This is a genomic window from Gracilimonas sp., from assembly GCF_040218225.1.
Taxonomy (GTDB): Bacteria; Bacteroidota; Rhodothermia; order Balneolales; family Balneolaceae; genus Gracilimonas.
In genome coordinates, this window is sequence record NZ_JAVJQO010000003.1 from 176,421 (window position 1) to 190,758 (window position 14,338).

11 protein-coding genes and 1 tRNA gene are annotated in these 14,338 nt (G+C 35.4%); 2 read left to right on the top strand and 10 right to left on the bottom strand.

Annotation, left to right across the window (positions count from 1 at the left end):
• Positions 1-227: 227 nt before the first annotated feature.
• From RIB15_RS03250 to RIB15_RS03285, 8 genes are all read right to left on the bottom strand, one after another.
• A complete protein-coding gene (locus tag RIB15_RS03250; protein WP_350200715.1) occupies positions 228-869 on the bottom strand; it encodes an ankyrin repeat domain-containing protein in 642 nt (213 codons plus the stop codon).
• 348 nt (positions 870-1,217) lie between these two features.
• Positions 1,218-2,633: a hypothetical protein gene (locus tag RIB15_RS03255; RefSeq protein ID WP_350200716.1), complete on the bottom strand. Its 1,416-nt coding sequence runs from the start codon at positions 2,631-2,633 to the stop codon at positions 1,218-1,220.
• Positions 2,630-3,910: a TolB family protein gene (locus RIB15_RS03260; RefSeq protein ID WP_350200717.1), complete on the bottom strand. Its 1,281-nt coding sequence runs from the start codon at positions 3,908-3,910 to the stop codon at positions 2,630-2,632. The genes RIB15_RS03255 and RIB15_RS03260 overlap by 4 nt, the downstream gene beginning before the upstream one ends.
• A gap of 11 nt (positions 3,911-3,921) precedes the next feature.
• Complete coding sequence (locus tag RIB15_RS03265) at positions 3,922-4,362, bottom strand: hypothetical protein (RefSeq protein ID WP_350200718.1); 441 nt, start codon at positions 4,360-4,362, stop codon at positions 3,922-3,924.
• A gap of 22 nt (positions 4,363-4,384) precedes the next feature.
• Positions 4,385-4,894, bottom strand: coding sequence for a DinB family protein (locus tag RIB15_RS03270; protein ID WP_350200719.1), 510 nt, complete (start codon positions 4,892-4,894; stop codon positions 4,385-4,387).
• 168 nt (positions 4,895-5,062) lie between these two features.
• Complete coding sequence (locus tag RIB15_RS03275) at positions 5,063-6,466, bottom strand: hypothetical protein (protein ID WP_350200720.1); 1,404 nt, start codon at positions 6,464-6,466, stop codon at positions 5,063-5,065.
• 38 nt (positions 6,467-6,504) lie between these two features.
• Complete coding sequence (locus RIB15_RS03280; protein ID WP_350200721.1) at positions 6,505-9,330, bottom strand: TonB-dependent receptor domain-containing protein; 2,826 nt, start codon at positions 9,328-9,330, stop codon at positions 6,505-6,507.
• Between the two features lie 177 nt (positions 9,331-9,507).
• Positions 9,508-10,272 carry a LytR/AlgR family response regulator transcription factor gene (locus tag RIB15_RS03285; RefSeq protein ID WP_350200722.1) on the bottom strand — a complete coding sequence of 255 codons (765 nt, stop codon included), beginning with the start codon at positions 10,270-10,272 and terminating at the stop codon, positions 9,508-9,510.
• Between the two features lie 230 nt (positions 10,273-10,502).
• On the opposite strand from RIB15_RS03285, the gene RIB15_RS03290 reads away from it, so the two are divergent.
• Together RIB15_RS03290 and RIB15_RS03295 are read left to right on the top strand one after the other, a co-directional pair.
• Positions 10,503-11,642 (top strand): sensor histidine kinase, encoded by a 1,140-nt coding sequence (locus RIB15_RS03290; protein WP_350200723.1) that lies wholly within the window; start codon positions 10,503-10,505, stop codon positions 11,640-11,642.
• Positions 11,643-12,025: 383 nt separating this feature from the next.
• A tRNA-Ile gene (locus RIB15_RS03295) sits at positions 12,026-12,099 on the top strand.
• 97 nt (positions 12,100-12,196) lie between these two features.
• Here the strand turns inward: RIB15_RS03295 and RIB15_RS03300 are convergent.
• Positions 12,197-13,159 carry a universal stress protein gene (locus RIB15_RS03300; RefSeq protein WP_350200724.1) on the bottom strand — a complete coding sequence of 321 codons (963 nt, stop codon included), beginning with the start codon at positions 13,157-13,159 and terminating at the stop codon, positions 12,197-12,199.
• A gap of 180 nt (positions 13,160-13,339) precedes the next feature.
• Complete coding sequence (locus tag RIB15_RS03305; RefSeq protein WP_350200725.1) at positions 13,340-14,320, bottom strand: universal stress protein; 981 nt, start codon at positions 14,318-14,320, stop codon at positions 13,340-13,342.
• Positions 14,321-14,338: the final 18 nt, after the last annotated feature.

Genomic DNA, 14,338 nt, shown 5'->3' on the forward strand with positions numbered 1-14,338 from the left:
AAAAATATAAAATAGAATTGGTCAGAATAAAGTCTCTGCCGTACATTGATTGAAGTTACTTGAAATAAAAACTTCTTTTGTATGAGTAGTTACTACCTTTCACTTCAAATTTGAGAGCCGGCATTAAATCTTTCATATCTAAATCAAAGTTGACACTTTCACAATAAATCCTACCCACACTATTTAAAGAATATTAAAGTAGTGTAGGTAAGATCAAATATAAAAGGTCATATTTTTTTTAAAAGTAAGTTTACAATCTTTGCATTGTTAATTTTTTTTGCAAAGGATAGAGCTGACTCTCCATTTCTATTTACCTCGTCATGTGCTCCTGCATTAATCAAAGCACTTGTGGTAGAAAAATGACCATTAGCAGATGCATTCATTAGAGGTGTAATGCCATGTTTAGATGTGGCATTTACATCTGCTCCATAATTAAGTAATGCCAATACCGCATAATTATTACCCCTATAGGCAGCACTGTGCAATGCAGTTTCACCATTTGTATTAGAAATATTTGGATCAGCTCCATTTTCAAGTAAGGCGTTGATAGAGTTTTGAAAATTCATTGTAGATGCGATGATTAGGGATGTATTTTCATTATTATTTTTTTCATCTATGCTAACACCTTCCTTGATTAAATATTCTACCATTTGATAATTGTCAGAACTAATGGCATAAAACAATGCATTATTGCCATTTTCATCTTTCACATTCAAATCAATTCCGTTTTCAGCTAGTTTTTTTACCTTTTCAATGTCTCCTAAAATAGCTGACTGAAATAGTTTGCCATTGTTGCTACCTGCCAATAATGTAGTGGTACCGACAGTGATATATACGAGCGTAGTTATGAATATTTTTAGCTGTTTCATTTTTCCAAAATTAAGTTCACGTTTGTCTCATCATGAGAGTTATTTTTTAAACGGAACATTCATTTTTGGGATATAGCACTTCATCACTTTCTTATAGCAAGTAATCACATAAATATTCGCTCTGTAGTTATGCTTTTTGCTAAAAATCAAATTTCAAGAGCTCCCGACATGAATTGAAAAGTCAGAACAGTTGTATAATATTTAAAAGGAAAAGCTAATGGTTACTTAATTTAGATATGAAATAGCTTTATGATTAGTCAAGGTTGGGTTTTCTAAATAAATGATTATGTAACTACATTAGTTACTCTTATTAGATTTCTACTTTTAAAACACGTAAAAATACATTTATCAATTTTCTATAACATTACCCTCAAGATCATATCTGATCTCTTGACGCCGCCAATCAGTATCATAAAAATATCTCATTTCGTGAAATCCTCGACCTATTGTGGGTTTACCTTCCGTAGTAAAATATTTAAACCCTATCGGTCTTTCCCACTCATCATAAAATCTTCGCTGTACATATAGAATTTCATTAGCTACATTTATTCTTTTAATTATCGACAATTGACCTCTTTCATTATAAAAGTGCTCATACCTGTCCAATAGATTATAATTCTTATCCCAGAAACTAATTTGTTTTAGCTTCCCATCTTCATAATAAGTTTGTCTTCTTTTTGGGGGTTGATTGTTTATAAAACTGCCATCTCCAGTCAGAAGTGTGATTTCAAAAGGGTAGCCCTCCTCTGTTAGCACGAAGTCAATGATTGCAGGTCTTCCCTCCTTAACTAATTTATTAGTATTTAGTTCATAATACCGACTTTGTATTAAGTCACCCCAATCATTATAAATTCTTCTATTTACGTACGAATTATCACTATCATTTATCAAATTCCCATCCACATCAAAGCTCTTATATAATACCGGATACCCTTTCGAATTGTACGAATGTTCGCCACGGTGCACCATTGGGTGATTCCCGATAACAGCTTTATAATTTTTGTTAAATACTTCCCACCCTGTAAAGTCCCCTTTATCATTATAACTTAGCTGATCGTATGCTACACCCGTCGAGTTTTCTGTAAGTTTTCCATCCAGGCCATAATTGAATAATCTTTTGATAAGCCCTTTTTCATCATATTCCATTCTAACCTCATAGAACTCAAATTCTGGACGAATTCTTACTTGATTACTGTCTAAATCAAATCTTTGCTCTTTTACAAATCCTCTTTCATCTATACTCCATTCATATCTATGTATACCCCAATCATTTTCTATGGGGGTATTATTTATCGAAAAGAACTTAAGGCTTGAACGTTTACTATCATTGAAGTAGTAGACTTCTTTAAATACCTGACCACTCACTGCTGTTGGTTTATCCCATTGATCAAAGAAAGTTCTTATCTCCTTACTTTTTTCGTATTTGATTACTGTCTTCGGGGCCCTAATGAAATAATTGAATAAAACACGATTTGGTAAGTTAACGGGAAATAGTTCATCCCCTCTTTTGTATTCGACCATTGTAGGTCGTCCTTTCTTATTATATGTAATTTTAAAATGCAGGCAGTGCTCTGCCTCTTGCTGCGAAATTTTGTATGCACCCTTCAATTCTGCATAAGGAGACTCTCGAAACACAATCTTCCTGTAAAACTTCGTGCTGTCGTTATCTGCAGCACTTAACTCTGTTCGGGGAAGTAAAAAACCAATTACTACTATTAGTATTAAATAAAAAGCACTTTTAATTATGTCAGCTGTACTAATCACTCTAAACCTTTTACTTGTTTGGTTATTAAATCAACAATATTCACATTTGGAACTCCATTTCGATCTGAAATAAAAGCAATTTTGCTACTGTCAAAAGACCAACTTGGTGATACATCTTCAGAAATATGTTTTGATAGATTTGTTGCTTCTGAACCATCTTGCTTCATGTAATATATTTCGGCGTTACTTTTAATTCTCGATACCCATGCTATCATTTTAGCATTAGGAGACCATCGTGGATTATTATCTCGGTTCAAATTATTGGTAAGTCTATGCAATTTGTCATCTTTCAAATTCAGCTTGTACACCTCTGGATTACCATCCCGTCTAGAAACCCAAATCAATTCTTCACTATTTTGAGGTGAAAATTGTCCGTTAAAGTCTGGAAATATTGAATTCGAAATATTGAGAACCTCTTCCGTTTCTATTTCAAATAAATAGATGTTGTAAGTTTTATCAACAAAATCTGTGAAGACAATTTTACGGTCATCATGAGAAAACCGGGGCGAATAGCTTTGTTTTGAATTGATAATTTTTCTTTTATTTAAACCATCCAAATCAATTAAATGAATTCCCTTCTGGCTAAGAAAAAGAATTTTTTCTCCGCTGTTTGACCACTGCAAACTACTATAATTCAATTCTTCAGACGTCAATTTTATAAGCCCACTACCATCTGAATTCATAATATATATTTGTGGTGTTCCAGTCCGATCAGAAATGAATGCAATTCTTTTTCCATCCTGAGACCATATAGCACCTTCATCATTAGCAGAATGATTTGAAAGGTTTTTAATCTGTCCATTCTTATAGAGCATTATATCTCTGTTACCAAATTGATCTGATGCAAATAATAGCTCCAGTTTAACAGGTGACCACTTAGGTTCACTATGCCAAGGACGATCGTCTATTTCATTAAGAATCCGTTTTCCCTGAAAAAACTCTTTATGACCCTGAATGTTTAAATTACCAGTAAGAGTCTCATAATGTCTTTTAAACTCTGCATATACCCTATAATTACCAGACAAATAACCGACCCATGAAAGTGTATTTTCAGAGATATTTATACTATCAAGTTTTGTTCTACCAATATCACCACTATTGAAGTAACCTTTTATCTCACCACTTGCATGAAATAGAAATAACTTAATTTTTTTGCCTCTTTCTGATTCTAGCTCCCAAACACCTTCATACTCTGCCTGCCCATATAAAGATGTGCTGCATATTAGGATTGCAAAAAAAATACCCCATTTACTTCTTACTTGAATATTATTTATCAAATAAAACCTTATCATTTAAATGCTGCCATATCATAATGATCTGTCCAGCGTGCAATTTTCCCCTCATGCATAATTATTGTTGTTGAAAACTTAACACTTCTTGATTTTCCATTGTGTTCTCCAAGCCATGTACCATGAATATCGGCTATATTACTGTTTATTAGATAAATATCATTGACTACCAATTCCCTTTTTTCTGCAATACCGGCTTCTTTCCTTCCCTTAAAAAAGGTTATTGCTTTTTCTTTATCCCATATAAAAGGCGCTGTTTTATCTTCATAGACAAGATTCTCATGGAATAATTCTTGCATTCGATCCGTGTCTAAGTCACTAATCATAGTAATAAACGATTCCGCTATTTTAACTGTCAGTTGTTGTGATTCTTGTGCATAGATAATTCCATTGAGGATTAACAAAAAGATGAGCAAGCTAAATTTTTTTTTGCAGTTCATAAGAATATGCTTTGTAACTTGGTTAAAATTGATACTCAGGAGGCGCTATATTATTCAAGCGTAAATAAATTATCATCTGTCCCTTGTGATGGGCGTTATGATCCAAGACAGAAATCAAGTTTGTTAGTAGTCTATCGTTGTATTTAGTTTCATTCAGAAAATTTTCCATTTCATCGAAACCATTTTTTGTCCATTCAATCAATTCAGCTTTTGACATCGAATTCTCATCGCCTGGATTCCATTTATTATCTTTTCCGGAAAACTGATTTCGCATAAATTCCAATGTATAAGCAATGTGATAAGCTTGAGCAGAAAATGACCTAACACTATCAACTGGTGCATATGCATATTTATCTTCGGGCATTGCCTCTAATATGCTTAGAGTATTTGATTTCGATTTTTTGAAGTTTTCCTGTATTACATCAAAATTTAAATCTTGGTGATATAAACCTGCGGAATAATAAATCAGCATCGGTACTATCAAAACCAATGAGTTTATATACTTGGTTCTAGGATTTTTAAACATATTCATGTTGATAACTTTAAATTTTACACACGATTTATAAAAGGCCCAATGACTTACTCAGCCTAAACTGTTCATTAATAGGATAGGATTAGTAATGCTTATATCTAAGCTTTGTAAGCTCATCAGGCTTTTGGGTTAGTAATTTAAAATTGCATCACTATGGGCAATATCTTTTTAAAATTTATTTCCTCTTCCGGTAGCAATAACTCTATTTATATTATGCTGAATAGTAACTTCAGTACCATTTAAAGTGTATAAATCTAGCTCACTTAAAGGTGGAAGGTAATCTGGAATTATAGCCACTCTATCGGAGGCTACAATATTTGGATTAATAAGTGCCTCCTGCTCAGCAACTGGCCATCTAATACCCAAATCAATCATCCTACGTCCTTCTCCAAAGAACACTTCCTGTCGTAATAAATAAAGTGTTGTAAGGGCATCGGTAGCAGTTGAAATAGAAGCTATATCTGCCGGGGTCAAAGACGTACCTGAAATAGTTGGGATTTCTACATTATTGGTTCGTTCGATAACAAGTCCAGATCTAAACGGATCAGAATCACTAGCCCTGACTGTGAAGGAAGTATTATTGGGTCTTTGATCTACTGTTCCGTCTCCATTTCTACTTTCTCCTGAATCATCGATTATTACTGTTGTTCTGGAGTTGACAAGGTTGACCAAGTTTGTCATATCTGTTAAAGCTCCGGGTAAATTGCTATCAGCTAGTTTTGCCTCAGCTAGTATTAAATGAGCTTCTTCTATCTTTAGGAGTGGAACATCTGAATCTAAAGAGCCACTTATGTCAAAGTACTTTGGATCTAAAAAGTCCAAGCTTGGAAGTGGCTGAAGATCATCAAAATTACCTCTGTCATGAACAGCATTCTGAAATGTATTTGCAGGTCCATTAACTGCATCAAAAAGCACATACCTGACATACCCACCACCAGCATCTGCTGTTATGGCTGAATTAGCATCAGCAACTGCTTCAGACTGATTTCCAAGATTATAGTGTGCTCTGGCTCTCGCCAGCATATAACCCACATTATCTGGATCTATAGCTAATGCAGAAGAAAAGTCTTGCACTGCTGTTTCAAGATGTGTGCTTGGTGATACAGCAGGGCCAAGCTCTTCAGCCGGTAACACTGTAAATATTTCACCAGCCAATAAGGAAGCAATACCTTTGAAAAAGTAAGCTTCGGCCTCTAATTCATCAACCGGGTCTGTAGGAATCACTTCACTGAGCACATATTCAGCTTGCTCTCTTAACGTTCCTATACTTACCTGGCAATTCAGGAAATCTGTATCTATGTCTCGATAAATACCTGCATCAACATTCTGGTTAAAGAAAGATTGAACATTGACATAATTATCTGTTGCTAATTCCTGTGTTGTTAAGCAGCTATTTGCTGTACTTGCCAATTGCTCTTGAAGTCCATTAACAAATGCTCTAGATGGATTTGGCAGTTCTCTGGCAGCATCAAGTGTTAAGTTTGGATTTTCAACACCAGTGCCATCAATTAAATCACAAGAAGTCTGGATAAATAAAGCCAGTACTAATAATAAGATTACTCGATTATTCATATCTCTAATATTTTTTTTAAAAATTTCATTTCAGGTTATTAAAAATCGATTTTAATACTACCTAGGAATTGTCTGGGTTGAGATTCTGTACCGTATACAAACCCTCCTGTACCTACTTCAGTAGTTCCCTGGGTTCCAACATTTGCTCCGGTTACTTCAGGATCGATGTTATTAGCTACAAAATTGAATGGATTTAGCGCCATTGCACCGATACTGATATTCCGTACTATTCCAGAATACCATTCTTGAGGCAGGGTATAGTCAAGAGATATGAGCCTAATTTTAGTGTAGGTCGCGTCTTCCACCCATAATCCAGCCAATTCGTTAAAGCTTACACCTTGTGCTCCAACCGGATATCTATCGTCTGGTGCCCCACGAAGAAATTTTAGTACCTCCGTAGTATTAACTACTTCTCCACCTAATTGATAATCACCAGATACATTGAATGCCAGTGATTTATAGTTGAAGTTCATACCAAATGACCCAAATAGATCTGGAATGGAACTACCCAAGTCATCATTAGGAATAACTTCAACTAAATTCCCCGCACCATCAAATACAGGGTTATTTCCTCGGAAATAACCAATCGGCTTTCCTTCTTCAACCCAAGCCCCTAGAAATGCAAATCCACCTATTTGGAATGGCGCACCACCAGATGCTAATACTTTATTAGTAAAGCTATTTGCTGAAGCTCTAAATGATAGACTATAGTCCCTACTTTGAAGTACTTGTATTCTACTAGATAACTCCCAGCCTTTATTTTCAATTTCACCTACATTTTGAAGAGAAGCTCCTAATCCTGTTGAAGGCGCATTATTTGAATTAAATAAAGCATCTTCTGTAACAGTACTATAATAAGTAAACTCTAAGGTAGCCCTGTTATTCCAAAATCCCAGATCTAAACCTGCCTCATAAGTCTTGGACCTTTCAGGCTTAAGGTTTGGATCGCCCGCTGTTCCAAATTCAATTGACTGACTTCCTCTGAAAGGATCAATATCAGCTAAAACCTGATTAGAGAATGGTGTTGGGAAGTTACCAGCTTCTCCGTAATTAGCTCGTATCTTAACATTGGAAATTGCGTTCTGAGGAACCAGGTTTTGGAAAAAGCTTTCTGAAGATAATGAATAGCTAACGCCTACCTTTGGAAATAACTGTGGATCAACCAATTCTCCAAAAGCTGTGTTATCATCAATGCGGGCTCCAAATTCAATAAAATACTTGTCTTTAAAACCTATATTCTCCTGGAAAAAGAATCCATAATTGGCAAGTGTACGTCGAAAATCTAATACTGAGGTCTCACTTGCAGCATTCATAGTTTTAACACCGTCGGGTATTTCACTACCTAGAATATTTACCTGCCGGTCGTCTGTTCTAAAAAACTGACCTCCCAACAAGGTTATTGTAGAAATATCCTCAAAATCTTTCTGGTATTGTATATTACCTTCAAGCGTAATTCCGAGATAGTCTCTTTCGAAGAGTTCAATGGAACCTTGATCAGCAGTTCCAGGAGGTACTACACCTAATGCGATTAAGTAAGCATTGGTTTGAATTTCCCTTTGCCTAGTTGTTCGATTATCCAAACCAACTGTAGCTTTAGCAGTTAATCCTTGTCTGATATCAAAATCAAAATTATGAGATGTCTGAAATCTCTTGTTGTCTTCTGTTAAATCCACATTGTCTTGGATATCAGTTATCATCTCATCCAAAGCTGTGTAATCCTCTTGACTTAACTCATCAACATTCCCAAACCTTGCCCCTTCAAGACTATTAAATGATCCTGCGGAACTATTGGCGTTTCTGTCTCTATCGTATTCTGAGCTAGTGAACCCAATTGAGCCAGTATATTTAACTATATCATTCACATTTGCTGATACAGTTGTTCTTAAGCTATGCCGTATTTCTTCATTATTTTTCCTAAACCCGTCATTGTCTAGCATGGAACCGCCAAAAGAGTAGGTAATGTCTTCACTACCTCCACTTGCAGACATCTTATATTCTTGTACAACTCCTGTTTCAAATAAAATATCAGCAGTTCTGTCAAAAAACAGAAAGTCTTCTGTTCCTTTAGTTATCCCAAGGTTACTTTCGAAAGTAAAATTGCTAGCTCCTCTTACTCCTTTCTTTGTAAATATTTGAATTACGCCATTCGCAGCATCTGCTCCATATAAAGTAGTTGCAGCTCCTCCCTTAATGAACTCTATCCTTTCTATATTCTCCAAAGGAATATCAGCAACTGAAGAACTTTCAGCCCCACCAGTTGCAATAGATTGATTTGCTCCAGTAGTATTATCTACTCGAACACCATCTATATAGATTACCGGTGTTGAAGAAGTTAATGCTGAATTTACACCCCGGCCCCTTATCAATGAGGCTGTACCAGGTTGTCCTGAAGACAATCTTATTTGTGAGTTTGGCAGGTTAGCCTGTAAAACTTGGTCTAACCGTATTGCAGGAATAGATTCAAGATCTTTTGCACTTATAACATCAACCGTCGTAGATAAGCGCTTCTTGTCAATTGCCTGTCCCTGCCCTGTGACCACAATTTCTTCGAGACCAGCGATATCCTCTTCTAAAGAAATATCTAAAGTCTCAGAACCATCAACATTTATAGTAAGATCCTGCCGGAGATATCCTATATAAGTTACTCTGACATTGTATGTACCATAAGGGATGTCGGAAATTGTAAACCCTCCATTCACATCTGATGAAGCCCCTCTACCTAATTCGGAAATATATATATTCGCGCCAGGTAATTCTTCACCTGTTACTGCATCAACTATTGTGCCTGTTATAGAACCACTTTGGGCGTAAGCCGTAGTAGTCCAAAACAATGCTAAAACCAGAAATAGTAGCTTTCTAATCATAAAAACCTCTTTTAGTTTATGTTTTTTTAATTATTTAAGTAATGACTATTGATAAGTCATCACGATAAATAAGAGGTGATTAGATTGGATAAAACTTAATGTGATAACACGGTTACTATTTATGGATATCCTGCACTGTTATAAGGAGAAGCTGAATTTCCAGAAAGGTAAAATTATCTAATTGAAGCTCTCTTTTTCCATTTTCTTTAAAAACCCGTTGTAACTACGGCTCATTCTTAATTCAGTCCCATCTTTCATTATCACATTGTAATCTCCGTAAAGCAACTCTACAAATTTGTCGACACAGTCCAGATTAATAAAAGTAGATTTATGAATTTGGTAAAATTTATTTTGATCAAGTTGCTCCAATAGACCACTCAGAGTGCTTCTAATCATATACTTTTTCTTTTCAAAGACAATTTTGACATAATTACCCGATGACTCCACCCATTCAATATCATATTGCCCTATAATCTTTACATCTTTCCCACTTTTTAAAACGAATCTATCACTGTTTTTTTGATCTGCACTAGAAACTATATTCTTATTATTAGCTAAAAGTCTTTTATATCTAATGTTATACTTTGCTTTTTCAATGATAGTTAAAACTCTTTCTTCATCAATTGGCTTGTGAATATAATCGAATGCATTAACCTCAAAAGCACGTACTGCATATTTACTGAAAGCCGTTACAAAGACTATTAGCGGAACATTGAATTCAATTTCTGAAAGTACATCAAATCCATTTTTTGCAGGCATTTCTATATCTAAAAAAACCAAATCTGGCCGTAATTTATTAATCTCATCAATAGCTTCTTCACTATCATTGTAGCAACCAATTATGGTTACAGTTTTTTCTGCCGTTAAAATTTGTTGTATTCGTTCTACACTATATTTCTCATCATCAACAATAGCTACTTTTAAAAAATCATGGCTATCCATATTACTTGATATATTTAAACTTAGTTCATTTTACCCTTGTCACTCAACAGTTTTAGACCGAATAAACTGAATAAATGTTACACTCATAACTCCCTAAGTTTGCTAGAATGTGATAACTCGCTTCCTGTTGGTGACCTCTCGCACTCAATCGGATAAAGAATGTCGTAAATTAATTTAATAGTCGTATCAATTTTCCAGATTTCAATTACCAAACATTTCAATCCAAGACTGTGAACAAAAAATATTTTAATCAATTCAAACTAGAAAAACCCCTTTTATATGTTTTAACTGGGCTTTGTTTAGTTACAATGTTTATTACCTTCATTAAAATAGTATACTTCTATAACATTTGGCCAACACAGTTAAATCGTCAAGTATGGGAAATATTACTCGAAGATTTAACAATTGATATTTTGACCTTTACTAGCTTTTCTGTTTTTATTCTATACTCTACAAGCTATTTTTTTTTTAAAGAATACAATGGTTTTATAATCATTAGTTTTCATCTTTTCTTTTCATTTGTTTCAAGTCTTATTGCTCATGTACTTGATGTAGTTTCTTCACTTTCTTTTGGATCAATAACAATCGATACAATATTTAATTACAATCATATAACAGCTGTATTTAGAGATGTTGACCGTAATTTCTTCCTGTATTTCTCTATTCTATCCATCGCATACATATATCACTACTATAAGCAGTATAGGGTAGCAGAATTCGAACGAGTTGAAACCAATCATAAACTTACAATTGCAAATCTAAATTTGATTCAATCACAGCTCGAACCTCATCTTCTCTTTAATACGTTGAATAGTATAAGCTCTCTCGTTTATTCTGATAAAGATAAGGCCGTTAAAACGATTACTAATTTAGGTGACATTTTAAGGGCAACATTAATGCTTCGTGACACACAATTTATAAGTGTCAAAGAAGAGATATCTTATTTAAGTAACTATATTGAAATATTGAATCTAAAATTCAATGACCGAATAATATTAAGGGAAAAAATCAACAAAGAGACAATCGATAAAAAAATACCTTCCTTAATTTTACAACCAATTATTGAAAATGCTGTAAAGCATGGTCTAAATGATTCCAATACTGATTTAGAAATATTGTTATTTACAGATATTGATAAAGAAGGAAAACTTGTCATTGATATAAAAAATTCGGGAAGTAAAATTAACCCTAAGGCTGATTTCAATAAAGAAAATTTAAAAAAGGGATTATCTTTAGTAAAGCAGAGGCTATCTTTGATTTACAAGAAAGGATTTACTTTTGACATTCAAAACTTAGATGATCCAATCTTCAATGTCGGGGTAAAAATTGTAATTGATGAACCTAAAATTGACCTCCTTAAATATAATTAATTATCCGGCATATTAATTTTGGGTGCACCTTATCACTTTTTAAAAGCATCTAATCACTCTAAATAGATATAAATATTGTCAAATATTTATAATCTGACGGCATTACAACAAACATCACATAGTGTTCTCGTTAATGCCAATTAGCCTTGATGCTTAAAAGTTATCCACAAAGGTAGTAGCTTACCTCAGCATAGTAGCTTTTCTTGGCATCAGGCTTTTTTATTTAATTCAGTTTGTTAAATGCTTTTCAATAAACAATTTATTGAAGATCAATTATTCCTGTAACTGAGCCTGGGCAAAACAATTTGATAAACAACCGTCAATTATTTGCAAGTTGTTGCAAACAAGTTGTAACTTTGCAGCCCTCTAAATTTTAGTATTTAGGGCCCGTAGCTCAGTTGGTTAGAGCAGTCGACTCATAATCGATTGGTCGCAGGTTCAAGTCCTGCCGGGCCCACTTTTAATTCATTTCAAAAAAACAGAAAACCCGCACAGATCAAATGTCCTGCACGGGTTTTCCCTCACCTACCTAATTTGCAAATCAATCATCTGAGCTATTCAGGTCGTAGCGTCATCAATGGTTTTTTGAGATGCTGGGCTACAATAGCTGTGGTTGAACCAAGTAATATTCGGGCAATCCCGGTTCTTCCATGTGTACTCATGATGATCATATCTGCACTTTCGTTTGCGTAATCGCAAATTTCAGTATGGGCCGAGAAGCCTTTTTTCACAATACTGATGAATTTCACAGATTCTGATCCGGTGTCTGTTTCACGAATCAGCAGGTCTTCAAAGTCAACTCCGGTTCGTTCTACTTTAAAACCTAATTCCGGATGCTTATCAAAATACTTGCCAATATTCTGAATCAGTGAATGATAGACTGCTGAATCATCTTCCATAGCAAATGGCATTACCTCCATTCCCAGTGAGTACGGCTCAATGATGTGCATCAAGGTGATGCGGGCATCAAAGGCATGAGCAAACTCAAAGGCCTGAACCAAAGGTGCTACTGAGTCGCCGGACCCATCCATCGGCACCAGGATTTCATGAATCTCATCTTCACCAAAAGCGGTGTCGATGCTTAGCACCGGTTTTTCACAGTATCGTATTACTTTTTCAGTTATATGACTGCGGATTTCATCCGTATCATGACCACCTTTATTGCTCATAATGAGCAGGTCGTACTGACTTTCGTTGGCTTTGTTAGCTATAACCTGAGAGGGTTTTCGTCCAACAAGATTAATCAGCTGACCGCGATGTTCTTTGGGAATATATTCCTCGGCAATTTCATGAAGCTTTTCATTGGCTGTTTTCAGTACTTTAGGGTATAGGTCTTTTTCCATGTCAAATGGAACACCCAGATGCTGCATACTTTCATCATAATAGCTCATGAGTGGAATCACATGAATAAGATCGACGGTGCTGTCGTACATCTCCACAAATTTAGCCGCCATTTTAACCGCTTCAAGGGAAGCTTCTGAAAAATCGGTAGGGACTAAGATATGACTGGCTTTCATAACAACCTCCTCTGTTATTAGTTGTTAGGAGAAGATCGTTATCTACTGTGAAGGTTGAATGAAGAGAATTTCAGTTTTTTTTGGTAAGATGATTAATGAAAATCATTCTGAGGATGCATCCTCGAATCTATACCTTTGGAATAAAAAATGAATTCTGGCTAAGATCCGCTGATCTTTAAATTAGTCTTTCAGATCTGGCTTGATGGTAATTTGTGGTTTTTTCAAGTGCTGAATCACCTGTTCGGTGGTAGAACCCAAAAGCATACGGGAGAGTCCGGTTCGTCCGTGAGTACTCATTACCACCAAGTCAGCATGTTCGTTTGAATAATCGATGATCTCATGGTGGGCAGCAATCGACTTCAGAATAACCGTCTTGCAAGCAATCCGGCTCTCTTCTCCATTTTCATGATGTACCAGAACATCTTCGAATTCTCCGTCAGCATCTTCAACAGAAAAATTATATTCCTCAAAATCATCAAAAAAGCTTTTTAGACGCCCTTTAAGACCTCCATAAACAGCTTCCTCATCTACTCCTATTGTTGTAGGCTCAATCCCATGCACATCATGAGCATACATTTCGATTACATTGAGCAGCTCAAGTTTGGCTCCGAATTTCTGTGCTATATCAAAAGCCATTGGAATGGCAGCCAGCGAATGGTTAGAAAAGTCGCATGGAACCACAACGGTGTTTATATGGTCGGATACCATTTTCTCTGAAAGGGTAAGCACCGGTGTTTTCGAGCGCCGAATTACTTTATCGGTTGCACTTCCATGAAAAAAATCAGCAAAATGATCGCCCTTTGCACTCATTATCACCAAATCATACTTCCCTTTTCCTATTTGATTAAGAATTGAATCGGAAGGTTTACGGTCTATCGTAACTATGTATTCCCCGCGCCGGTCTTTCTTTTTAATGTGCTCGTTAGCAAAGGTGCTGAGCTCTTTTCGCTGGTTTTCAATCAACTTAGGATATACTTCCTTATCCATACTCAGCGGGACTCCGATTTTATCAAAGCTATCACCCAAGTACTTCGATAAAGGAATAACATGCATCAGGTCAACCGTACAATCAAATTTATCTATAAAGAGATCGGCTGACTTAAGTGCCGCATTAGATTTTTGGGAAAGATCGGTGGGAATTAATACTCGCTCGACATTCATAGCTACTCCGGTTTTGTT